The organism is Dyella solisilvae (assembly GCF_003351225.1).
In the GTDB taxonomy this organism is placed as follows: domain Bacteria; phylum Pseudomonadota; class Gammaproteobacteria; order Xanthomonadales; family Rhodanobacteraceae; genus Dyella; species Dyella solisilvae.
Map to the genome: position 1 here is coordinate 1,336,048 of NZ_QQSY01000001.1, position 22,543 is coordinate 1,358,590.

A 22,543-nucleotide genomic window follows, 5' to 3' on the forward strand; every position below is an offset into this window, starting at 1 on the left:
AAGCGGTCAGGTCAAAAAACGCTGCCGGATCAGGCGGCGGAGTGGCTGAAGCGCCCATGGTGCAGGAACTGGGTGACCTGCCGCGAGGCCTCGACGGAGAACAGCAGGCCGGTATGGTTGGTCTCGACAATGCAGTGGTCGGTGATGCCGGGCAGGCAGGTTTCATCCACGGTCACGCAACCGTCGTTGTCGCCTTCGAACTGCCCAAGCACCGTGCCCAGGCCCAGCGACAGGCGGCCGGCAACCACCCCGACCTCGCGCTCGCCCGTCCACCGTTCGAAACCCCGCTCGATCAGCTCGCGGTTGTGGCCCAGCAGCACTTCGCCGCCGCGCCCCATGCTGGAGAAGCGCCGAGCCGCCTCGCTGCCCTTGAGCGGTGACCCCAGGCAAACGACGCGCCCGGTCGGCAGGTGAGCATCGTCGGCGCAGGCCCGCAAGGCCAGCAACCCGCCGAGGCTGTGGCCGACCAGATGCACGTCGCCGGCTTCCTGCGAAAGCTCGTAGACGCGCTCCTGCAGGCTGCCAAGGATGCGCTGCTCGGTGGCGGCGACGCTCATGTAGTCGAAGCGGTGAACACGAAAACCCGATTCCATCAGGCGTCGATGCAGCATCAGCAGCGCGAATCCGCGCATCCATAGGCCGTGCAGCAGGATTACGTGGTCGGTCATGGGCAAGCCGGGAACAGAAAGCGGGGGCGATCTCTTTTGCTCGTCATTCCGGCGAAGGCCGGAATCCAGCGTCTTTGAAACTCAAAGCAAGTACAAAAGTCTCTGGATTCCCGCTTACGCAGGAATGACGGCTCAAAACTCAGGCCATCCCTTGCCGTGGAACGATAGGCGGGTTCGCGCCAGCGGAGCAAACCCACCCGTCACAAGACCCGCCGATCCTTCGGCTGAAGCCTCAGTAATGCTGCTTGTCCGCCGCGGCGATGCGCACGTGCAATTCCTTGAGCTGCGGCTCGGAGACCATCGACGGCGCGTCGGTCATCAGGTCCTGCGCGCTGGTGGTCTTCGGGAAGGCGATCACGTCGCGGATCGACTCGGTGCCCGCCATCAGCGCCGCAATGCGGTCGATGCCGAATGCCAGGCCGCCGTGCGGCGGGGCGCCGAACTTCAGCGCCTTGAGCAGGAAGCCGAACTTCAGCTCGGCCTCCTCCGGACCAATGCCGAGCAGGTCGAACACCGTGCTCTGCATCTCGGGGCGATGGATACGGATGGAACCGCCGCCGATCTCGTTGCCGTTGAGCACCATGTCGTAGCCGCGGCTGACCGCGATGGCGGCATTGGCGCGCAGGTCGGCGACGTCGTCGACCTTCGGCGCGGTGAACGGATGATGCAGGGCGACGAAGCGCTTTTCTTCCTCGTCGTATTCGAACATCGGGAAGTCGGTGACCCACAGCGGCTTCCAGCTGTTTTCCACCATGCCGCGATCCTTGCCGACCTTCAGGCGCAGAGCGCCCATGAAGTCGGTGACCGCCTTCCAGCTGCCGGCGCCGAAGAACACCATGTCGCCACTCTCGGCGCCGGTGCGCTTGAGCACGCCTTCCAGCGCCTTGTCGTCGAGGAACTTGGCCACCGGCGAGTTGATGCCCTCGCGGCCCTTCGACAGGTCGTCCACGCGCAGCCAGGCCAGGCCCTTGGCCCCGTACTTGGCGACGTACTCGGTGAGCTGGTCGATTTCCTTGCGGGTGAAGGTGGCGCCGCCCGGCACGCGCAGCGCAGCCACGCGACCATTCGGGTCGTTGGCCGGCTCGGCGAACACCTTGAACTCCACGTGCTTCACAGCGTCAGCGATGTCCACCAGCTCGAGCGCGATGCGCAGGTCCGGCTTGTCCGAACCGAAGCGGCGCATGGCCTCTGCCCAGGTCATGCGCGGGAACACGTCGTCGAGTTCGACGTTCTGCACTTCCTTGAACACGTGGCGGATCAGTTCCTCCACGAAATCCTGCACGTCCTTCTCTTCCACGAAGGCGAACTCGAGGTCGAGCTGGGTGAATTCCGGCTGGCGATCGGCGCGCAGATCCTCGTCGCGGAAGCAGCGGGCGATCTGATAGTAGCGGTCGAAACCGGCCATCATCAGGATCTGCTTGAACAGCTGCGGCGACTGCGGCAGCGCGTAGAACTGGCCCGGATGCACGCGGCTGGGCACCAGATAATCGCGCGCGCCTTCCGGCGTCGCCTTGGTGAGGATGGGCGTTTCGATGTCCTGGAAACCGCGCGCGTCGAGATAGCGGCGCAGCGACTGCACCAGCTTGATGCGCGTGCGCATCATCTTCTGCATCTCGGGACGGCGCAGGTCGAGGTAGCGGTAGGTCATCCGCATGTCCTCGTTGGGATTCTCGTGCAGCGCGAACGGCAGGTCCTTCGCGGCATTGAGGATCTCGACCTTGTCGGCCAGCAGCTCCACCGTACCGGTACGCAGCTTGTCGTTCACCGACAGGCGCTTGCGGATGGTGCCGGTGACGCGCAGGCAGTATTCGTTGCCGATCTCGCCGGCCACCGCGAAGGCGGCGGCGTTCTCGCGCTCGATCACCACCTGGGCGAGGCCCTCGTGGTCGCGCAGGTCGACGAAAGCCACGTGGCTCTGCAGACGCAGGGTGTTCACCCAGCCACAAAGGGTGACGGTCTGGCCGACCAGTGCCTCATCGATGAGGCCGCAGTAATGCGTGCGCATGCGCTTGGAACTCCGGGCCGCGGGGCGGCGAGATGCGTGGAAAAGACCGCGAATGTTAACACCGGCCCGGCAAACCGCGGGCCTAGGGCAACACTAACTAAGTATCACCCTGGGGCCCCTTACCAGCGGCGATCCACCGAGAACAGGCCCCGGCACCCCTTGGCCACCCAGACGCCGGCCCGGTTCCAGCCCCAGCTGTAGTCCTCCTCGCAGGCCCGACCCGACAGCTGCCGGAGCAGGCGCACGCGGCCGCGGCCGCCCACATCGACCTGGCAGAACTGGTAGCGCTCGTCGTTGCTCTCGCACTGGAAGCGGATCTCGCGGTCCCAGTCCGGCCCGGGCCGCCAGCCGCCGCCCTGCCAGCGGCCGTCGTCGTCATCGTCACGCCGGCCACCGCCCCAGCCGCCGCGCCCCATCTCCACGAACTGGCCACGGCAGCCACGATCGACCCACAGGCCACCACGATCCACGCCCCAGGTCTGGCCGCGGGTGCAGGGGCTGTTCGACTCCTGGCGGATGATCTCGGCGTCGCGCCAGGGAACCTGGCAGCGGGTGAAGCGGCCATCCGCGCTGCCGCAGCGGATCATGTCGCGGCCCTGGGCCAGGACGGGGGCTGGCTCCACCCACAAAAAGCCGGCCATGAGGCCGGCAAGCAAACCTAACGAACTTGCGCGCATCCGTACCACGATCGCCCACTCCAACGCTTGTGACGGGGCGTCACGCTAATGGGCGCATGCTCAACCGGAATTGAATATCTTGCGACGTGATCGCAAAACTTTGCCGGGAAGCGAGCCGCCGTTCAGGCGGCGCTTCCGTCAGCTATCGCTCGAAGCTGGTGCGGGCGCGGGCGCCGGCGCAGGGGCCGAAGCGGCGCTGTCGCCGGCCAGATTGCGCTTCTTGTCGCCGTCTTTCTTGAAGTCGGTCTCGTACCAACCGCTGCCGGCCAGCCGGAAGCCCGGGGCGCTCAGGCGGCGCTTCACTTCGGCCACGTCGCAGGCAGGACAAACCGTCGGGTCCGGGTCGGACATCTTCTGCAAGCGGTCAAAACGATGGCCGCAACTGCTGCATTCGAATTCGTAGATGGGCATGGCAACTCCGTGATCCAGCCAGCGCGGGCGCCAGCAGCCCACCATTATCGAGGCAGGCCGGCCAAATTCAACGGCGGCGCGTGTGCTGCGGGAAACACGGGGCAGACTCCGGGCCTCGCTTCACCGCTTTGCCGGCCACTCAACCGTGCGCCAGGGCCAACGCCACGAGTACCGCCGCCTCGATCATCTCCGTGAGCGCCCCGCAGGTGTCGCCGGTCATCCCGCCCAGCCGTTTCAGGCAGGCCCGGCGCCAGAACGCAAAGACCGCCAGCGCGACCAGCAAGGCCAGCAACCCGCGCCAGCCGGCCACCAGAGTCGCCAGCGCGGTAAGCACCAGCGCGACCAGACACGGCGCCCGCGCCGACCCGACCAGGGCGCTGCCGAGCCCACCGCTGCGCACATAGGGCGTGACCAGAAAGGCGCCGGTCAGCGCCGCACGCGCCAGCAGCGGCGCCAGCCACAAGGCCGAGCCGTGCAGCGGCAGGCTGGCCAGCGCGGCGAACTTCAGCAGCAGCACCAGCACCACCGCCGTGACGCCCACCGGACCGCTGCGGGGGTCTTTCATGATGGCCAGCGTGCGCTCACGATCCGCCAGCCCGCCGACCCAGGCGTCCGCGCTGTCGGCCAGGCCGTCCAGATGCAGGCCGCCGGTCAGCAGCACCCAGGCCAGCAACAGCAGCGCGGCCGTCATCAGCGGTGGCGCTGCTGTCAGGATCCACGAACTGGCGGCCAGCAGCAGGCCGATCAGCAGGCCCACCAGCGGGTACCAGGGCAGCGGCGAGACCGGCTCGCCGTCGTGCTCGAACACGCGGGCCGGCACGGGCACACGGGTCAGGAAACCGATGGCGGCGAGCAGGCTGCGCATCAGCTGCCAACCGGAATCACACCGCCCCAAGCCAACGGGTGCAGCGAGGCATGCGGTACGTCGATATTGGCCATCTCGCCGAAGTCGCGCCCTTCGGCCTCACAACGCAACAGGCGGATCACGCCGCCGTGGGTAATCACCAGCACGCGATGCGCTTGCGCCTCCGCCGCCACCTCGTCCATCGCGGCGCACAGCCGGGTGCGGAACTGGACGAAGGTTTCACCGCCCGGCGGCGGGCGGTTCACCGGATCGGCCCAGAAGCCGGCGAGCGCCTCGCCCTGCTCCTGCGCAAGCGTTTCGATGGGCACGCCCTGCCAGTCGCCGAAGTGGTATTCGGCCAGGCGCGGATCCACTCGCAACGGCAGCCCCCGCGCGGTCGCCAACTCGTGCGCGAACTCGGCGCAGCGTCGCAGCGACGAGCTCACCACGCGATCCCAGTGGCGCCCGAAGATCGACGCGCGCAGTTGGGTCCATCCCAGGTCACTGAGGCTGTCGTCGAGTTGACCGCGATAGCTGCGCTGACCGGTGTCGCCATGGCGCAGCAGGTCGATGCCGGCGTGCCCGCTCGTCATGCCTCCGACACCCCGGCCTGCGCGAAGGTCGCCATGCGGCCGTGCAGTTCGCAGGCCAGACGCAACAGCGGGATCGCGGTGGCCGCGCCGCTGCCTTCGCCCAGGCGCAAGCCCAGGTCGAGCAACGGGTCGGCGTCGAGCACGGAGAGCAAACGCGCATGGCCGCGCTCACGCGAGCGATGCGCGAAGAACATCCAGGCCCGGGAAGCGGGGTTGATGCGCACCGCAGCCAAGGCCGCGGCGGTGGTGATGAAACCGTCGACCAGCACCGCCATGCCCATCTGCGCCGCGGCGATGTACGCGCCCGTCAGCGCGGCGATCTCAAAGCCGCCCACGCGGCCAAGCCAGGCCAGTGCATCGTCGTCGTTCGGGTAACGCGCCAGCGCGCGCTCGATCACGGCGGCCTTGTGCTGGATGCCCGCCGCATCCAGGCCAGTGCCCGCGCCCGCCAGCGCCACCGGCGACTCACCCAGCAGCCCGCACGCCAGCGCCGCGGCCGAGGTGGTGTTGGCAATGCCCATCTCGCCGCCGATGAAGATCTGCGCGCCCGCGGCGTGGGCGGCCGCAGCGCTGTCGGCGCCGGCGCGCAAGGCGGCCTCCAGTTGCGCTCCGTCCATCGCTTCGCGCTCGCAGAAGTTGTGCGTCTGCAGCGCGATGATGGCGCGACGCACGCCAGGCAGTTCACCCGGATCATTCACCGTACCCAGGTTCACTACCTCGAGCATCGCGCCCAGCGAGCGCGCAAGCACGCTGATGGCCGCGCCGCCGCTGGCGAAGTTGCGCACCATCTCGCCAGTGACCACCTGGGGAAACGCCGATACGCCCTCCGCCGCCACGCCGTGGTCGCCGGCGAAGATGCTGATCCACACCTGTTGCGCCGAAGGCAGCGGCTTGTGCTGCAAGCCCGCCAGGCGAATCGCCAGCGTCTCCAGCGCGCCAAGCGAACCCGGCGGCTTGGTCAGCTGCGCCTGATGCTCCCGCGCACGCTGGCAGCTTTCCTCGTCGATGGCGAAACAAGGGTCACGCAACCACTTATGGTTCATGCAAGCTTTCCTTTAAGAGCAAGCGGCAATCCCGCTGCAACGAACAGCACGCGATCACACTGGGCCGCAAGCGCCTGGTGCAGCCGCCCCGCTTCGTCGACGAAGCGGCGCGTCAGCTCACCGAGCGGCACCACGCCCAGCCCTACTTCGTTGCTGACCAGCAACACCTGGCCGGTCAGCGACGGCAATACATCGAGCAACGCGGCCCGTTCTTCCACCAGACGTCCCTCATCCTCGGCGCCCAGCAGGTTGCTCAGCCAGAGCGTGAGGCAGTCGACCAGCACGCAACGTCCCGGTCGCGCATGTGCGCGAAGGGCGGCCGCCAACGCCAACGGCTCCTCCACACTGTGCCAGTGGTCGGGACGACTGGCGCGATGGTGCGCGATGCGCGCGGCCATCTCCTCGTCATGAGCCTGGCCGGTGGCGATATAGACCACCTCGTGGCCCGACTCGTGCGCCAGCCGCTCGGCCAGCGCGCTCTTGCCGGAACGGGCGCCGCCAAGAATCAGGGTGCGCATGACGTCACCTCCAGATGCAGCAACCGACGCAACGCCACCGTGTCCAGATGCTGTTCGACGGCATCGGCAAGGCGATCGATGCCAGCTTCGCGCAAGCCAGGGAGGTCGAGGGGTTGCGCATCGCTCAACCCAGCCCACGCCAGCAACGCGGCCAGCGCGGAGGGCTGATCGAACAGGCCGTGCAGATAGGTGCCGAGGATCTGTCCATCGGAGGAGAGCGCTCCATCCGCCACCCCGCCGCCGAGCACGCTCGATGGACTCGCAAGCGCCGCGCCGTGGCTGACGCCACAATGGATTTCGTAGCCGCTCACCCGCGCATCTCCCAGGACCAGCTTTCCGTCCACGCGGCGCAGCTGCTTGCGCGCCTCCAGCGTGGTTTCCATCGCCAGCCAGCCCAATCCCTCGCTCGAGCCCGGCTCACCTTCGATGCCCTGCGGATCATGCACGAAGCGCCCCAGCATCTGGAAGCCGCCGCAGATGCCGATCAACTTGCCGCCATAACGCAGGTGCCGCGCGATGGCGCTGACCCAACCCTGTTCACGCAACCACGACAAATCCGCGCGCGTGGATTTCGAGCCGGGCAGGATGATCAGGTCGCAAGCGGGCGGCGCTTCGCCGGGCCCTACCAGATGGAGGTCTACCTCCTGATGCATGCGCAAGGCATCGAAATCGGTGTGGTTGCTGATGCGCGGCAAGGCAGGCACGGCCACGGTGAGGCGGGCGCCGGTCTTGCTCAGTCGATCGCGCGGCAAGGCATCCTCGGCCTCCAGCGTCAGGCCGTGCAGGTACGGCAACACGCCGAGCACCGGCTTGCCGGTTTCACCCTCCAGCCAGTCCAGCCCCGGCTGCAGCAAGCCAATGTCGCCGCGAAAGCGATTGATGACGAAGCCGCCCACACGCGCCCGCTCGCTTTCCGACAGCAGCGCCAGCGTGCCGACAAGATGGGCGAACACGCCGCCGCGATCGATGTCGGCGATCAGCAGCACCGGGCAGTCCACCGCCTCCGCGTAACCCATATTGGCGATGTCGCGCTCGCGCAGATTGATTTCCGCAGGACTGCCGGCGCCCTCGACGATCACCGCCTCGTAACGCGCCGCCAGCCGTGCGTGCGAAGCCAGCACCGCCTCCATCGCCACACGCTTGTAGTGGTGATAGTCACGCGCATCCATGTTGGCGACGGCATGGCCATGCACGATCACCTGGGCGCCGATGTCGCTGTTGGGCTTGAGCAGCACCGGGTTGAAGTCGGTATGCGGCGGCAGGCCCGCCGCCTGCGCCTGCACCGCCTGCGCGCGACCGATCTCGCCGCCGTCCACCGTCACCGCCGAATTGAGCGCCATGTTCTGCGGCTTGAACGGGGCTACCGCCACGCCCTGCCGATGCAGCCAGCGGCACAACGCGGTAACTAGCGTGCTCTTGCCTGCGTCGGACGTACAGCCCTGCACCATCAGCACGCGCGCACTCATGCGATGGACTCCTGCAGATCGAGTTCGCCAAGTGCCACAGCCAGTCGATCAAAGGCCGCATCGTCGCCCGGAAGTCCGAAACGCAGGCTCGATGGCTCGTCAAACAGCCGCGTGAGGATGCCCCGCGCCGCCAGCGCGTGATGCAGCTGGCGAGCGCGCTCGTCACAACGCCACTGGAAGAAGGCGCTGCCCGCCGTGGGCGCCAGTCCATGAGCGGTCAACAGCGCACCCAGGCGCGCGCTGGCCGCGTGCAGCCAGTCGCGTGCTGCTTGCTGCCAGGCTGCATCGCCTAGCGCCTGTTGCACCACGTATCTCGTCGGTCCACTCACGGTCCACGGCCCCAGCAGCTCGCGCAGCGCCAGCAGCACGCCGGCGCTGCCGCAGACAAACCCGGCGCGCGCGCCCGCCAGCGCGAAGAACTTGCCGACCGAGCGCAGCACGATCAGCCCTTCGCGCCCACTCCAAGGGCAAAGGCTGTCCGCGGGCGTTGCATCCATGAAGGCCTCATCCACGATCAGCCAGCCACCGCGTGCGGCCAGACGGGCATGGCAGGCCAGCAGGACGTCCGGGTCGAAGCGCTCGCCGCCCGGATTGTTGGGATGGATCAGCACCAACACGTCGAACTCGTCCACCGCAGCGAGCAAGGTCGCGGCTGGTAACACACGGACCTGATGGCCGGCGTTGCGCCATGCGTGCGCGTGTTCGGCATAACCCGGGGCGATCACACCCACACGGGAGGGCGCACGCAGGCGCGGCAGACCCTGGATCGCCGCCTGCGAGCCGGCCACCGGCAAGACATCGGGCGCGCCGTAGTAGCGGCAAGCCACCTCCAAGAGGCCGTCGTCGTCTTCCGGCAAGCGTTGCCATGCGCGCGCGGAAATCGTCGGAAGTGGCCACGCGAACGGACTGATGCCCGTGGAGAGATCGAGCCATTGCTCAGGTGCAATGCCGTATTCCCTCGCAGCCCGCAGCAAGCGTCCACCGTGTTCAAGCATGGGTCGCCCTCCCGGCCAGGACGACCAACCACAGCACCGCCAGCCAGAGCATCACGGATCGACGCACCAGTCGCAGCGCCTGTTCGATCGCTTGCGCGTCCGCCGCCCGACCTTCGCCCAGGCTGGGTCGCGGCTCCCACACGCCGTCATAGGGCGCAGCTCCACCCAGTTGCACCTGAAGCGCGCCGGCGCCAGCGGCCATCACCGGCCCGGCATTGGGGCTGTCCCAAGCAGGCGCCTGCCTGCGCCAACAACGCCACGCGCACGACGCATGGCCGAGCAACACGTAGCTCAAGGCGGTAAGACGCGCCGGCACATAGTTGAGCACGTCGTCAATGCGCGCCGCCGCCCAGCCGAACCGCTCGTAGCGAGGCGTGCGATAGCCCCACATCGCATCCAGCGTGTTGCCGAGCCGATACAGCACGGCGCCGGGAGCGCCCAGCACGATGAACCAGAACAGCGCGCCGAATACGGCATCGTTGCCGTTCTCCAGCACCGATTCCGTCGCGGCGGCAGCGACCTGGGCCGCATCGAGCGATGGCGTGTCGCGGCTCACCATGCGCCCGACTGCGCTACGTGCGGCCATGAGGTCGCCGCCGCGCAGCGCGCGCGCCACAGGCATGGCGTGATCGGCCAGGCTGCGATGACCGACAGCGAGATACAGCACCGACATGGCGAAGCCGTCGGCCAGCCACGGCGTTGACGCCTGCAGTCGACTGGACAGCAGCCAGGTCAGCCCTACCAACGGCAGCACCACCACGCACCAGGCCAGCACACCAACCATTCGACGCGGCGCGTACAGACGCGTTTCCACGGCCCGCACAAGGCGACCAAAACCCACCAGGGGATGCGCGCGCCGCGGTTCGCCCAGGGCTGCATCCAGACCCAGCGCCAACAGCACGATGAGCGCGGTCGTCATGGCAGGAACAGCTGCAGCGCAGCCTCTGGATCGGACGGGAAATAAAAGTGCACGAAGCTCGCCGTCATGCGCCGACGGCGGTAGACCGCCTCGCGGCTGGGACCGCCATCGGGATTGGTCGCGTGCGCCAGCGGTTCCACCGGGATGTCGGCCTTTGCGTAATGGAACGTGTGGCCGCGCAGCGTGCCCTCGGGCAAGGTCACCGATTGCATGCCAAGACCACCCAGACGTTCCTGCATGCGCGCCGAACCCTCCAGCAGTCCAGCCATCGGGTAGGCGTTGCCGTCCCGATCGGCCAGTGTGCCCAGCGCATACAGCAGGCCGCCGCACTCAGCGAGCAGCGGTCGCCCTGCGTCGACATGCGCATGCAGCGCCTCGCGCAGCCGCTCGTGTTGCGCCAGCGCCGGCAGGTGCAGTTCCGGATAACCGCCAGGTAGCCAAATGGCATCGCAGTCGGGCAAGTCTTCGCCGGCGAGCGGTGAGAAAAAGCACAACTCCGCGCCGGCCTCGCGCAGTACATCCAGGTTGGCCGGATACAGGAAGCAGAACGCCGCGTCACGTGCGACCGCGATGCGCACGCCATGCAGGCGCGGCGGCACGGCGGGTGTGTGCGCTTCCGGGAAAGCCACCGGCGGCGGCAGCGCTGTCGAGGCATGCACGGCCCACGCGTCGGCAAGGGCATCGAGCCGCGCATTGATGTCCGCCAATTCGCCGGCGGCCACCAGGCCGAGGTGTCGCTCAGGCAAGGCCAGTGACGCATCGCGCGGCAACGCGCCCAGCCAATGCAAACCACCGGACAGGCTCTCGGCTAGCAGTTTGGCGTGATACGCGCTGCCGATGCGATTGGCCGCCACGCCAAAGACCTGCAGCCCTTCGCGATAGCGCGCCAGCCCCAAGGCGATCGCGCCGAAGGTCTGCGCCATGGCGGAACCGTCGATCACCGTCAGCACCGGCAGGCCGAATCGTTGCGCGAGATCCGCGCTGGACAGCCCGCCATCGAACAGGCCCATGACGCCCTCGACGAGAATCAGGTCGGCCTCGCCCGCCGCGCGGTACAGCCGCGCCCGCACGTCGTCCTCGCCGCCCATCCGCAGGTCGAGCTGCTGCACCGGCGCGCCGCTGGCGCGCTCCAGCACCATCGGATCAAGGAAATCAGGCCCGGTCTTGAATACCCGCACACGCTTGCCGCTGCGCGAGTGCCAGCGCGCCAGAGCCGCGGTTACCGACGTCTTGCCCTGCCCGGAGGCCGGCGCGGAAACCATGAGGGCGCTGCAATGGCGTGATGTGTCGGTCATTCGTCGCCCTGTCTGTTGCGGTTCGTCGTCTACGCCTGCGGCCAGTGAAAGCCTGGCCGTTAAGCTGCTCGGCATCAGGGGCGAAGTAACGCGCTAAAGCTCGATCCCTTTCTGCGCCTTGATGCCCGCCTGGAACGCATGCTTCACCACGCGCATTTCGGTGACCGTATCGGCGATCTCCACCAGCGCATCCGGCGCGCCTCGGCCGGTCACCACCACATGCTGCTGCGGTGGCCGCGCCGCCAGCACCTGGCAAACCTTGGCCACATCCAGATAGCCCTTCACCAGCGCGATGTTGAGCTCATCCAGCAGCACGAAGTCGTAGCGCGCGTCAGACAGCATCGCCGCGGCCACGTCCCAGGCCGCCTCGGCCGTGCGGATGTCGCGGGCCTTGTCCTGGGTTTCCCAGGTATAGCCCTCGCCCATCACGTGGTAGTCCAACTCGTCGGGGAAGCGTCGGAAGAACGCCTCCTCGCCGGTGGAGAAGCTGCCCTTGATGAACTGCACCACGCCGCAGTGGAAGCCGTGCCCGAGCGACCGGGCCAGCATGCCGAAGCCCGACGAACTCTTGCCCTTGCCGTTGCCGGTATTGACCACCAGCACACCACGCTCGATGGTGGCGCGGGCGATCTTCCGATCCACCAGCGCCTTCTTGCGCTGCATGCGTTCGCGGTGGCGCTCGTCAGCCGTCATGCCTTCGCCAGGTTCCACGGTGTCGCTCATGCTCAGGCTTCCTGATGACTGACCTGCTCGGAGTTTGCCGCCAGGCGTGCACACGCCGCGTGCACAACGAGCGCGACGGTCACGTAACTCATCGTGGTGCGCACGAAAAGCGGGCCCCACTGCCACAGGCGCGCCACGTACTGCGCCACGTTCGGGTCGGGATAACGACCGCCGAGCCAGTAGAACGAGCCATTGGAAATGGCGAACGACACGCTTGCGGCCACCAGCGCCACAACGAAGGCGCCAGCGAGGGAACGTACGTTGCCCTGCAGGCGAGGCGAGTACCAGCGGCCGGCATACCACAGCACCGCATACGCAAGCGGCAGGAAGGCGTAAGCCGCGGTGATGCAGAAATCGCCCACGCCGGCGTAACTGACCGACACCCAGTCGAGCAGCACGGCGAGCCCCACCATCAGCGCGAACATCCAGTGCCGGCGCAGATAGGCGCCGCCCAGAAAGAACACGGCCATCGAGGCATCCGGGCAATGCAGCATGTCGCCGAAATGCTTGAAGCGGGTGGCCACCATCACGAGCACGAGCAAAGGCGCGAGCACGGCGAAACGGGAACCGACGGGCATCTTCATGTCTTCAACTCCTGGTCGATGAAAACAGCGGGGCCGGCAAGCCGACCCCGCCAACGGTTTACTGTGCCGGCTGGTAGCGCAGCGTCAGCATGTAGTTGCGACCCGGCTGGTTGTAGAACCACGCCGTCTGATAGCTCTTGTCGAACGCGTTGTTGAGCGCGAACTGCAGCTTGAAGTCACGCGAGATCGCGTAGGCCGCGCGCAGGTCAGTCAGCGCATAGCCACCCAGCGGGTGCTGGTTGGCGAGATCGTCGTAAGCGCGGCCAGCGACATACCAGCTGCCGCCCACGCTGAAGTCGCCGAAACTGCGGTCCAGATCCACCCGCGCCATCTGGCGCGGACGGCGCGGAAGCTGATTGCCCTGGTAGCTGTCGTTGGACTCGTCGCGCGGATCCAGCCAGGTGGCGGCGCCCGTCACCTGCCAGCCGGACACGTGGCCACTGACCACCGCTTCCGCGCCGCGGATACGCGCGTCTTCCACGTTGGCCGCGGCCTGGGTGGTGGCGTCGTACGTGATCAGGTCGGTGACCTTGTTGCGGAACGCATTGAACGTCCAGTAACCCCAGCCGTAGGTGCCGCGCAGGCCCAGCTCGATGTTCTGCGACTGCTCCGGCTTGAGGTCCGGGTTGCCGTAGTAGGGGTAGTACAGGTCGTTGAAGGTCGGCGCCTTGAACGCCGTACCGTAACTGGCGGTCAGGCGAAGAGTCCTGGTGAAGTCCCAGCCCCAAAGCACGCTGCCGGTGGTCTTGCCGCCAAACTGGCTGTTGTCGTCGTGGCGCACGCTGGCCTGCACCGACTGGCTGCCGAAGGTCTGCTGCCACTGGCCGAACAGGCCGCGGTTGATGCGGCTGTCGACCGGGACGCCGGTGAACGCATTGATGTAGCCGGCGGTGCTGTCGACCTGATCGCGCTGCCAGTCAAAGCCCGTGCTGAACAGTCCGCCCCAGAGGCCAATGTCCGCCTGCAGTGAGCCGACGTCGCGATGCGTGTCAAAGCGGTCGACGTATACGCCGTGCAGGTAGTCCTTGCTGAAATCGCCGCTCGTGCCCAGGCTCAGGGTGAAGGTGAGGTCCTTGCTGGGGCGATAGTGCACGCGTCCGCCCACCACCTGGGTAGCGCTCTCGTCCGAGTCGGAATAATTGCCGTCGAACCAGTTGTGGCCCTCGGCGCGGAACAGGCGAGCGTCGCCATCCCACTCATCGCTGAAACGGTAGCCGCCCTGCAGCGTGACGGCGGTGTTGCGGTAGCCGTCCTTGTCCGGCTGGTCGGCGTAGCACGCCGCGCCCACTTCCGCGGCGCCGACGCGGCAGGCGTTGATGCCGTGCGTCTGGTCGTGCGAGGCCTCCAGCGAATACCAGCCGTCACCGGACTTGCCGGCCAGCCCGGCCGAACCGGACAGATGGCTGTAGCTGCCCACGCCAAGCATGAAGCTGGGCACGAAAGCGCCTTCAGGGCGACGGGTGAAGATCTGGATCACGCCGCCGATCGCTTCCGAACCGTACAGGCTGGAGAACGGTCCGCGCACGATCTCGATGCGCTCGATCTGCTCGAGCGGAATGTCCTGCAGCGCCGCCTGACCATTGGTGGCCGCGCCGATCTTGATGCCGTCCACCAGCACCAGCACGTGATCAGACTCGGTGCCGCGCAGGAACACGCTGGTCTGCTTGCCGGGGCCGCCGGTGTTGGACAAGGCCATGCCGGGCGTGCCGCGCAACAGGTCAACCAGCGAAGCGGGCTGGAGCCGCTCGATGTCCGCGCGGTCGATCACGGTGACCGCGGAAAGGGTCTGGTCCTGGGTCTGTGCGGTGCGCGTGGCGGTAACCACGACGCTGTCTAGGTTCGTCGTGCTGTCGAGGTCCGCAGCGTTGGCGGTAAACGCCGGGGTGAGTGCGAACGACAGCGCCGTCGCCAGAGCGGCGCGACGCATCAGGGAAACTTCAATAGCCAAGGTCTTACTCCTCAACCGCGCCTGCCCGCGCGGCTTGCATGGGATGAAGACAGGCGGAAGGAGACTTGGCGGCCACGCGGCGCATGGCATCCTTGACATGGCCCACCGCCTGTCTGGTCGTACCTCGAGGCCGGTCTCCGGGCTCACGAACCAGGACGTCATGTCCTTGGAGAACGACGCCTTCCCGTGCACAGGGCACAGTGGCTTCAAGTCGCTCTTGCGATCAGGAGATCGCGGTTCGCCTACCGTTGCGGGGGCAGCTCCGGAATAGGCGCAAACGCGCCGCACCGGATTCCCGTTTCAACCACCGGCATTGCGGCCGGTAGTCACCTCAGGCGGGACGCATGGTAGCAGACGAGCCGATGGTGGGCATGACTTGCGACAAGGTAGGGGTGGGTTTGCGAGCTTTGCCCGTTTCTGAGGAGGGCGCTGCAGAGGCGCGCTTTACGCCTTGAGGGCGCCGCTGCAGACGGAATCGCCGCCTCGTGCCTTCCTACTCGTCATCCCAGCGAAGGCTGGGATCCAGTGACTTTGGCTCTTGGTTCTGTGCGTGGCATTGCCGCCAGCGTGCCGCCTACGCGGCGGGCGTTTCGACCACCGTGAAGGTGGCAATGTCGCCTGCCGGCGCTCGAGTCACTTTTCTTTGCTGGCCCAAAGAAAAGTAACCACCGAGATGGTGGCAATGCCCAAAGAAATGGCCTTAGAAGCTCTCGTAGCGATATGGGGGATACCAGCCCGGACGACCGAAGCCAGCCGGATCGGCTTCGTGCTACCTCAGGGACAGAGGCTACTCCGTAACGCGCCATCGCCCTGAGAGTGCGCAGCACTGCATGGCATACAAGCCCGGGCGACTACAGCAAGCCGAATTCGTTGCGTGCTACCTCACGGCCAGCCGCTACACCGCGGGGCGTCGAGGTACTGAGGACTTAAAACGCTGCTCGCTTTGTAGCCCCGCCTCAACAACTCAATCCAAAAACGCCCGCGCTGCCATGACAGCGCGGGCGCCTTATTGCCCTACTTGTGAACAGGCATTACTGCTTGCTGAAAACCAGGTGCCCCTGCGCCGCGTCGACGACCACCGTGTTGCCAGCGGCAAAGCGCCCCTCGAGGATCTCCTTCGCCAGCGGATTCTCCAACTGCTGCTGGATCGCGCGCTTCAGCGGTCGCGCGCCATACACCGGATCGAAGCCCACGTTGCCCAACAGGTCCAACGCCTTGTCGCCGACCTCTAGCTTGAGCTGACGCTCCGCCAGACGCTTCTCCAGATAGGCCAGCTGGATCTTCGCGATCGCCCGGATCTGGTTCTTGCCCAGCGGACGGAACACCACCAGTTCGTCGAGGCGGTTGATGAACTCCGGGCGGAAGTGCGCCTGCACCACGCCCAGCACCGCGGCCTTCATCTGCATGTAATCGGCCTCGCTGTCCCCGGAATGCTCCTGGATCATCTGCGAGCCGAGGTTGGAGGTCATCACGATGACGGTGTTGCGGAAGTCGACCGTGCGGCCCTGACCATCAGTGAGACGGCCGTCGTCCAGCACTTGCAGCAGGATGTTGAATACATCCGGATGCGCCTTCTCCACTTCGTCCAGCAGGATCACGCTGTACGGACGGCGACGCACCGCTTCGGTGAGGTAGCCACCTTCCTCGTAGCCGACGTAGCCCGGGGGCGCGCCGATCAGGCGGCTCACCGAGTGCTTCTCCATGAACTCGCTCATGTCGATGCGCACCATCGCGTCCTGCGTATCGAACAGGAACTCGGCCAGCGCCTTGCACAGCTCGGTCTTGCCCACGCCGGTGGGGCCGAGGAACAGGAACGAGCCATACGGTCGATTGGGATCGGACAGGCCCGCACGGGCGCGGCGGATCGCATCGGATACGGCGCGGACCGCTTCGTCCTGGCCGACCACGCGATGATGCAGCGCCTCTTCCATGTGCAACAGCTTGTCGCGCTCGCCCTCGAGCATCTTGGTGACCGGAATACCCGTCCAGCGAGACACCACCTCGGCGATCTCTTCCTCGGTGACGCGGTCCTGCACCAGCTTGAAATCCTGCTTCTCGGCGGCCTGCGCGGCGGCGAGCTGCTTTTCCAGTTCCGGCAACTTGCCGTACTGGATCTCGCTCATCCTGGCGTAGTCCTGCTGGCGCTGCGCCGCCTCCAGCTCCACGCGCGCGGCCTCGATCTGCTCCTTCACCTTGGTCGCGCCCTGCAGGGCGGCCTTTTCGGACTTCCAGATCTCGTTGAGGTCAGAGAACTCGCGCTCCAGCTTCTGGATATCCGTATCAAGGTCGGCGAGGCGCTTCTTGGACGCCTCGTCGGTTTCCTTCTTCAGCATCTCGCGCTGGATCTTCAGCTGGATCAGGCGACGCTCGAGCCGGTCGAGCTCCTCCGGCTTGGAATCGATTTCCATGCGGATGCGCGAGGCCGCTTCGTCCATCAGGTCGATGGCCTTGTCAGGCAACTGGCGATCGGGAATGTAGCGATTGGATAGCGTCGCCGCGGCAACAATAGCCGGGTCAGTGATCTCCACGCCGTGGTGAACGGCGTAGCGCTCCTTGAGGCCGCGGAGGATCGCGATGGTGTCCTCCACGCTGGGTTCGCCGACGAACACCTTTTGGAAACGGCGCTCAAGCGCCGCATCCTTTTCGATGTACTTGCGGTATTCGTCGAGCGTGGTGGCGCCGATGCAGTGCAGCTCGCCGCGGGCCAGCGCAGGCTTGAGCATGTTGCCGGCATCCATGGCGCCATCGGCCTTGCCGGCGCCGACCATGGTATGCAGCTCATCGATGAACAGGATGATCTGGCCTTCGTTCTTGGCCAGATCATTCAGCACGGCTTTCAGGCGCTCTTCGAACTCGCCGCGAAACTTGGCGCCGGCGATCAGCGCGCCCATGTCGAGCGACAGCACGCGCCGGTCGCGCAGACCCTCCGGCACCTCACCCTTCACGATGCGCTGGGCGAGGCCTTCGACGATGGCTGTCTTGCCGACGCCCGGCTCGCCGATCAGCACGGGATTGTTCTTGGTGCGACGCTGCAGCACCTGGATGGTGCGGCGGATCTCTTCGTCGCGGCCAATCACCGGATCGAGCTTGCCGCTTTCCGCGCGCGCGGTGAGGTCGATGCAGTACTTCTCCAGCGCCTGGCGCTGCTCCTCGGCGTTCTCACTCTGCACCTTTTCGCCGCCCCGCAGCTTGTCGATGGCGGCCTCCACGTTGGCCTTGTTGGCGCCAGCCGCCTTCAGCGCGGCGCCCAATTCGCCCTTGTCCTCCAGCGCCGCGAGCACGAACAGCTCGCTGGCGATGAACTGGTCGCCTCGCTGCTGGGCGAGCTTGTCGGTGAGATTGAGCAGGCGCGTCAGCTCGTTGCCGGCGTGCACGTTGCCCTCCTGCCCGCTGACGCGCGGCAGGCGTTCGATCAGTTCGTTGACTCGCTGGCGCAGCGCCGGCACGTTGACCTGGGCCTGGGTCAGCAGCGGCGCCGTCGAACCACCCTGCTGTTCAAGCAGGGCCGACATCACGTGCACCGGTTCGAGCATGTTGTTGTCGCGTCCGACGGCGATCGATTGCGCGTCGGCCAGCGCCTGCTGAAAACGCGACGTCAGTTTGTCCATCCGCATGGGATTCTCCCCCCTCTTCAATGGAATCTGGCGGCCGCGCCGCCACTGCGACGGAAGATGCGGACGCCACCGTTCGATTCAAGCAGGCGCATGGCCTTCCGTTGGCTGTCTTTTCAGTCGCTGGACGCCCGCTGGACGCCACCCATAGATCGCCTTCACATTCGCCTTGCTAGGCTCGAAGCCGTGTCAGTCCCCCTGCCCCACACCGCCATGTCCGCCCGCCAGCCCCTTCCGGCACCGCCGTTGCCAGGCGTGGATGATCGCTGGGCCATGTTCCTGGACGTGGATGGCACGCTGATCGATTTCGCCGACCGTCCGGAGCAGGTATGCGTGGATGCGCGCCTGCGCGAATTGCTGGATGACCTGTACGCCACCCTCGACGGCGCGCTCGCGCTGGTCAGTGGACGCAGCCTGGACGACCTCGACGATCTTTTCAGCCATCCACCGTGGGCGATGGCGGGATTGCATGGCCTGGAGCTGCGTTGCGCCGACGGTCGCTATCGCGGCGTGCACATCGGCGCGGCGCGCCGCTCGCTGGTGCGCGATATCGCCGGCAACATCGCGGCCAGCCTGCCGGGCGTTTCGCTGGAGGACAAGGGCATGGCGATGGCGCTGCATTGCCGCACCGCGCCGCGACAATTCGTTGCGCTGCGCGAGCGGGTCGAGGCGATGTTGCCGGAGCTGGCCGGCTACGAGATGCAAGCGGGCAACCTGGTGGTCGAACTGAAGCCGGAGGGCATGGACAAGGGCAAGGTCGTGGCCAGCCTGCTGGCGGGTTGGCCCTTCAGCGGACGGTTGCCGGTCTACGTCGGCGACGATCTGACCGACGAGCACGGCTTCGCCACGGCGAACCTGGAATGCGGGTTGAGCGTGCGCGTAGGGGTACGCGAACCCAGCCTCGCCCATTTCTCGCTGCCGGAACCCGCGGCCGCGCGGGCCTGGCTTTTCCGCGTCCTGCACGCGCTCAAGCATGGAGCCCTCTCGCATGCCCACTCTTCCGGAGGAAGCGCCTGAGGCCCAGGCCAGCCTGTCCCTGGGTGTCATTGGCAATGGCAGTGTCGCGGTGCTGATTGATGCACGCGCACGCATCGTGTGGGGCTGCCTGCCCCGCTTCGACGGCGATGCAAGCTTCTGTGCGCTGCTTTCACCGCGACGGGAAGGCGGCGACTGGGCCATCCACCTGGAAGATTTCTCCCACGCCGAACAGCACTACCTGCCCAATACGGCCGTGCTGGTGACCCACCTGTACGACCAGCAGGGCGCCGGCGTGGAGATCGTGGACTATGTTCCCCGGTTCCGCGCGAATGGGCGCTTCTACCACCCCGTGCTGATCGCCCGTCGCGTGCGGCCGATCGGCGGCGCCCCGCGCATCCGCGTGCTGTTGCGCCCCCTGTGCGACTACGGCAGCAATGCTCCGCAGACCACCTCCGGCAGCAACCACATCCGCTACCTGCTCACCGGCGTGGTGCAGCGACTGACCTCCGATGTCGCCACGCCGATGATCGAGCGCGGCCTGCCCTTCATCCTCGAGCGGCCGGCGCATTTCGTATTCGGACCGGACGAGACGCTCAACCACAGCCCCGCGGACTTCATTCACCACACGCTGGAACGCACGCTGGCCTATTGGCGCGAGTGGGTGCGCAATCTGTCGGTGCCCTACGAATGGCAGGAGCCGGTGATCCGCGCCGCCATCACGCTCAAGCTGTGCCAGTACGAAGCGACCGGCGCCATCGTCGCCGCGCTCACCACCTCCATTCCCGAATCGCCAAATTCCGCGCGCAACTGGGACTATCGCTACTGCTGGCTGCGCGACGCCGCCTTCACCGTGCGTGCGCTCAACCGGCTCGGCGCCACGCGCAGCATGGAGGAGTACATCCGCTACGTGTTCAACCTCGTAGCCGGCGATGGCGAGAGCGAGATTGGCCCGGTGTTCGGCATCACGTTCGAGCACGAGCTTGCCGAATCCACGGTGGACAGCCTGGGCGGCTACCGCGACATGGCCCCGGTGCGGGTGGGCAACGACGCGTGGCGGCAGCGGCAGAACGACGTGTACGGCTCGGTCGTGCTGGCTTCGGCGCAAACCTATTTCGACCGTCGTCTGGAACACCCGGGGGACGAGACCAGCTTCCGCCGGCTCGAGCGCATGGGCCAAATGGCCATCCGCATGGCCGAACAGCCCGACGCCGGCCTGTGGGAATTTCGCGGGCGCGCCGCCGTGCACACTTATTCGGCGGCGATGTGCTGGGCCGCCTGCGAGCGCCTGGCCCACATCGCCACCGAGCTGGGTCTGGACGATCGCGCCCGGCGATGGCACGACGAGGCGATCGCGCTGCACGCGCGTATCGAGGAGCGCACCTGGAACGAAAGACTTGGCACGTTCGTCGACGCCTACGACGGCGAGCACCTGGACGCCAGCCTGCTGCTGCTTGCCGACATCGGATTCATCGACGCGATGGACCCGCGCTTCATCGCCACGGTCGATGCCATCGGCGAAGCACTGGGTCGCGGTGACTATCTGTTCCGCTACATCGCGCCCGATGACTTCGGCGCGCCGGAAACCAGCTTCAACATTTGCACGTTCTGGTACATCGACGCCCTCGCCGCTACCGGCCGCCACGAGCGGGCCCGCGAGATGTTCGAGCACATGCTGGCGCAGCGCAATCCGTTGGGCCTGCTGTCCGAAGACATCGCGCCGTCCAATGGCGAGCACTGGGGCAATTTCCCCCAGACCTATTCGATGGTGGGATTGATCCAGGCCGCGATGCGCCTGTCGCGACGCTGGGAGGACGCATTGTGATGTTTGCCGGCCGCGAAGGCGGCAAGGGTCGATTGATCGTCGTATCCAACCGGGTGGCGCTACCCGAGCAGACCGCAACAGGGGGGCTGGCCTCAGCCATGCGCGTGGCGCTGCAGGAGCGCGGCGGACTGTGGTTCGGCTGGAGCGGCAAGGTTGCGCGGCAGAGCGGCGGGGAAGTACATCGGGTTTCCGACGACGCCGTCGACTACGCCACCATCGATCTCTCGCGCGCCGACCACGACGATTTCTACGACGGCTTCGCTAATCGCACGCTGTGGCCATTGCTGCATTACCGTCCGGATCTGGTCGATTACGACCGTCGGCATCTCGCCGGCTACCTGCGCGTCAACAACCTGTTCGCCGAGCACCTGATGCCGCTGATCGCCCCGGACGACACGGTGTGGATCAACGATTATCACCTGATCCCCCTCGCGGCGATGCTGCGCGACCGAGGCCTGCACAACCGCATCGGTTTCTTCCTGCATACGCCGCTGCCGGCGGCGGGCCTGCTCATCGCACTGCCACACCATCGAGAACTACTGGAGACGCTGTCCAGCTACGACCTGGTTGGCGTGCAAACCGCGCGCGACCGGCGCGCGCTGGAAGAATATTTCCTGCACGAGGTCGGCGCCGTGATGCGGCGGGACGGCCGCCTTCGCACACCCGGCGGACGCCGCTTCCAGGCCGAAGCGTTTCCTATCGGCATCGATACTCGCCACGTCGCCGACTCCGCCAGCCATGCGCATGAACACGAGGAGATTGACCAGCTCAAGCAAAGTCTGGAGGGGCGTGCGCTGATCATCGGCGTGGATCGCCTCGATTATTCCAAGGGCTTGCCCGAGCGCTTCCAGGCCTATGCGCGCCTGCTCGAACGCTCGCCGCAGCTGCATCGGCACGTCACCTTCCTGCAGATCGCCCCACCCTCGCGTGGCGGCGTCCCCGAATACCAGCAGATCCGCCGCGAACTGGAACGCAGCGCCGGCCATATCAACGGCCTGTATGCCGCACCCGACTGGGCGCCGATCCGTTACGTCAACAACTCCTTCCCGCACAGCCTGCTCAGCGGCTACTACCGCACGGCGCGCGTGGGCCTGGTCACGCCCCTGCGCGATGGCATGAACCTGGTGGCCAAGGAGTACGTGGCCAGCCAGGATCCGGAGAATCCCGGGGTTCTGGTGTTGTCGCGCTTTGCCGGAGCCGCGCAGGAGCTTGTCGATGCGCTGCTGGTCAATCCGGCCGACACCGAAGAAGTCGCCGAAGCGCTTGGCGTCGCGCTGACGATGCCGCTGCACGAGCGTCGCACGCGCTGGCGCCGCATGATGGACGTGCTGGAAAAGCAGGATGTCACAGCGTGGCGAAACGCCTTCCTGCACCGGCTGGACGGATGACTTCGCGCACAAAAAAGCCCGCCGGTCCGGCGGGCTTTTCGACGATCCGACCATC

At 66.7% G+C, this 22,543-nt stretch carries 19 protein-coding genes and 1 riboswitch; of the genes, 3 read left to right on the plus strand and 16 right to left on the minus strand.

What is annotated here, in order from left to right; all coding sequences use genetic code 11:
* Positions 1 to 29: 29 nt before the first annotated feature.
* The 16 genes from DVT68_RS05895 to clpB all read right to left on the minus strand — a co-directional run bounded on the left by DVT68_RS05895 (position 30) and on the right by clpB (position 18,303).
* Positions 30 to 668: an esterase/lipase family protein gene (locus DVT68_RS05895; protein WP_114824059.1), complete on the minus strand. Its 639-nt coding sequence runs from the start codon at positions 666 to 668 to the stop codon at positions 30 to 32.
* Positions 669 to 900: 232 nt separating this feature from the next.
* Positions 901 to 2,673 carry an aspartate--tRNA ligase gene (aspS, locus tag DVT68_RS05900; protein ID WP_114824060.1) on the minus strand — a complete coding sequence of 591 codons (1,773 nt, stop codon included), beginning with the start codon at positions 2,671 to 2,673 and terminating at the stop codon, positions 901 to 903.
* Between the two features lie 119 nt (positions 2,674 to 2,792).
* Entirely contained in the window at positions 2,793 to 3,314 is a 522-nt protein-coding gene (locus DVT68_RS05905; RefSeq protein ID WP_233523356.1) for a DUF3011 domain-containing protein, read from the minus strand.
* 174 nt (positions 3,315 to 3,488) lie between these two features.
* Complete coding sequence (locus DVT68_RS05910) at positions 3,489 to 3,761, minus strand: FmdB family zinc ribbon protein (protein ID WP_114824416.1); 273 nt, start codon at positions 3,759 to 3,761, stop codon at positions 3,489 to 3,491.
* A 139-nt stretch (positions 3,762 to 3,900) separates the two neighbouring features.
* On the minus strand, positions 3,901 to 4,629 hold the full coding sequence (locus tag DVT68_RS05915) for an adenosylcobinamide-GDP ribazoletransferase (protein ID WP_114824417.1): 729 nt from the start codon (positions 4,627 to 4,629) through the stop codon (positions 3,901 to 3,903).
* On the minus strand, positions 4,626 to 5,198 hold the full coding sequence (locus tag DVT68_RS05920) for a histidine phosphatase family protein (RefSeq protein WP_114824062.1): 573 nt from the start codon (positions 5,196 to 5,198) through the stop codon (positions 4,626 to 4,628). Before DVT68_RS05920 ends, DVT68_RS05915 begins: the two co-directional genes overlap by 4 nt.
* Positions 5,195 to 6,241, minus strand: a complete 1,047-nt coding sequence (gene cobT / locus DVT68_RS05925) for a nicotinate-nucleotide--dimethylbenzimidazole phosphoribosyltransferase (protein ID WP_114824063.1) — start codon at positions 6,239 to 6,241, stop codon at positions 5,195 to 5,197. Before cobT ends, DVT68_RS05920 begins: the two co-directional genes overlap by 4 nt.
* A complete protein-coding gene (gene cobU, locus DVT68_RS05930) occupies positions 6,238 to 6,759 on the minus strand; it encodes a bifunctional adenosylcobinamide kinase/adenosylcobinamide-phosphate guanylyltransferase (protein ID WP_114824064.1) in 522 nt (173 codons plus the stop codon). Before cobU ends, cobT begins: the two co-directional genes overlap by 4 nt.
* Positions 6,747 to 8,225 (minus strand): cobyric acid synthase, encoded by a 1,479-nt coding sequence (locus DVT68_RS05935; protein ID WP_114824065.1) that lies wholly within the window; start codon positions 8,223 to 8,225, stop codon positions 6,747 to 6,749. The genes cobU and DVT68_RS05935 overlap by 13 nt, the downstream gene beginning before the upstream one ends.
* Positions 8,222 to 9,220, minus strand: coding sequence for a threonine-phosphate decarboxylase CobD (cobD, locus tag DVT68_RS05940; protein WP_114824066.1), 999 nt, complete (start codon positions 9,218 to 9,220; stop codon positions 8,222 to 8,224). The genes DVT68_RS05935 and cobD overlap by 4 nt, the downstream gene beginning before the upstream one ends.
* Positions 9,213 to 10,139 carry an adenosylcobinamide-phosphate synthase CbiB gene (gene cbiB, locus DVT68_RS05945; protein ID WP_114824067.1) on the minus strand — a complete coding sequence of 309 codons (927 nt, stop codon included), beginning with the start codon at positions 10,137 to 10,139 and terminating at the stop codon, positions 9,213 to 9,215. The genes cobD and cbiB overlap by 8 nt, the downstream gene beginning before the upstream one ends.
* Positions 10,136 to 11,401 (minus strand): cobyrinic acid a,c-diamide synthase CobB, encoded by a 1,266-nt coding sequence (locus DVT68_RS05950; RefSeq protein ID WP_233523357.1) that lies wholly within the window; start codon positions 11,399 to 11,401, stop codon positions 10,136 to 10,138. The genes cbiB and DVT68_RS05950 overlap by 4 nt, the downstream gene beginning before the upstream one ends.
* A gap of 126 nt (positions 11,402 to 11,527) precedes the next feature.
* A complete protein-coding gene (gene cobO / locus DVT68_RS05955) occupies positions 11,528 to 12,127 on the minus strand; it encodes a cob(I)yrinic acid a,c-diamide adenosyltransferase (protein WP_114824418.1) in 600 nt (199 codons plus the stop codon).
* A 32-nt stretch (positions 12,128 to 12,159) separates the two neighbouring features.
* Positions 12,160 to 12,741, minus strand: coding sequence for a hypothetical protein (locus DVT68_RS05960; protein WP_114824069.1), 582 nt, complete (start codon positions 12,739 to 12,741; stop codon positions 12,160 to 12,162).
* A gap of 58 nt (positions 12,742 to 12,799) precedes the next feature.
* A complete protein-coding gene (gene btuB, locus DVT68_RS05965; RefSeq protein ID WP_199535994.1) occupies positions 12,800 to 14,668 on the minus strand; it encodes a TonB-dependent vitamin B12 receptor in 1,869 nt (622 codons plus the stop codon).
* 132 nt (positions 14,669 to 14,800) lie between these two features.
* Positions 14,801 to 15,038, minus strand: a riboswitch (cobalamin riboswitch).
* A gap of 682 nt (positions 15,039 to 15,720) precedes the next feature.
* Entirely contained in the window at positions 15,721 to 18,303 is a 2,583-nt protein-coding gene (gene clpB, locus DVT68_RS05970) for an ATP-dependent chaperone ClpB (RefSeq protein WP_114824071.1), read from the minus strand.
* Between the two features lie 252 nt (positions 18,304 to 18,555).
* Here clpB and otsB point away from each other — a divergent pair, with 252 nt between their 5' ends.
* Genes otsB through otsA form a run of 3 tightly spaced genes read left to right on the plus strand, consistent with a single transcriptional unit; the run spans position 18,556 to position 22,488 of the window.
* Positions 18,556 to 19,317: a trehalose-phosphatase gene (gene otsB, locus DVT68_RS05975; protein WP_158543457.1), complete on the plus strand. Its 762-nt coding sequence runs from the start codon at positions 18,556 to 18,558 to the stop codon at positions 19,315 to 19,317.
* Entirely contained in the window at positions 19,289 to 21,100 is a 1,812-nt protein-coding gene (locus DVT68_RS05980) for a glycoside hydrolase family 15 protein (RefSeq protein ID WP_114824073.1), read from the plus strand. Before otsB ends, DVT68_RS05980 begins: the two co-directional genes overlap by 29 nt.
* Entirely contained in the window at positions 21,100 to 22,488 is a 1,389-nt protein-coding gene (gene otsA, locus DVT68_RS05985; RefSeq protein ID WP_114824074.1) for an alpha,alpha-trehalose-phosphate synthase (UDP-forming), read from the plus strand. Before DVT68_RS05980 ends, otsA begins: the two co-directional genes overlap by 1 nt.
* Positions 22,489 to 22,543 lie beyond the last annotated feature (55 nt).

Coding starts and splice junctions, on each gene's coding strand:
- DVT68_RS05910 (WP_114824416.1), bottom strand. CDS start 3,761: ATGCCCATCTACGAATTCGAATGCAGCAGTTGCGGCCATCGTTTTGAC.
- DVT68_RS05905 (WP_233523356.1), bottom strand. CDS start 3,314: ATGGCCGGCTTTTTGTGGGTGGAGCCAGCCCCCGTCCTGGCCCAGGGC.
- cobU (WP_114824064.1), bottom strand. CDS start 6,759: ATGCGCACCCTGATTCTTGGCGGCGCCCGTTCCGGCAAGAGCGCGCTG.
- clpB (WP_114824071.1), bottom strand. CDS start 18,303: ATGCGGATGGACAAACTGACGTCGCGTTTTCAGCAGGCGCTGGCCGAC.
- DVT68_RS05935 (WP_114824065.1), bottom strand. CDS start 8,225: ATGAGTGCGCGCGTGCTGATGGTGCAGGGCTGTACGTCCGACGCAGGC.
- cobD (WP_114824066.1), bottom strand. CDS start 9,220: ATGCTTGAACACGGTGGACGCTTGCTGCGGGCTGCGAGGGAATACGGC.
- DVT68_RS05950 (WP_233523357.1), bottom strand. CDS start 11,401: ATGGTTTCCGCGCCGGCCTCCGGGCAGGGCAAGACGTCGGTAACCGCG.
- cobT (WP_114824063.1), bottom strand. CDS start 6,241: ATGAACCATAAGTGGTTGCGTGACCCTTGTTTCGCCATCGACGAGGAA.
- DVT68_RS05920 (WP_114824062.1), bottom strand. CDS start 5,198: ATGACGAGCGGGCACGCCGGCATCGACCTGCTGCGCCATGGCGACACC.
- cobO (WP_114824418.1), bottom strand. CDS start 12,127: ATGACGGCTGACGAGCGCCACCGCGAACGCATGCAGCGCAAGAAGGCG.
- otsA (WP_114824074.1), top strand. CDS start 21,100: ATGTTTGCCGGCCGCGAAGGCGGCAAGGGTCGATTGATCGTCGTATCC.
- DVT68_RS05895 (WP_114824059.1), bottom strand. CDS start 668: ATGACCGACCACGTAATCCTGCTGCACGGCCTATGGATGCGCGGATTC.
- aspS (WP_114824060.1), bottom strand. CDS start 2,673: ATGCGCACGCATTACTGCGGCCTCATCGATGAGGCACTGGTCGGCCAG.
- DVT68_RS05960 (WP_114824069.1), bottom strand. CDS start 12,741: ATGAAGATGCCCGTCGGTTCCCGTTTCGCCGTGCTCGCGCCTTTGCTC.
- DVT68_RS05980 (WP_114824073.1), top strand. CDS start 19,289: ATGCCCACTCTTCCGGAGGAAGCGCCTGAGGCCCAGGCCAGCCTGTCC.
- btuB (WP_199535994.1), bottom strand. CDS start 14,668: ATGCGTCGCGCCGCTCTGGCGACGGCGCTGTCGTTCGCACTCACCCCG.
- cbiB (WP_114824067.1), bottom strand. CDS start 10,139: ATGACGACCGCGCTCATCGTGCTGTTGGCGCTGGGTCTGGATGCAGCC.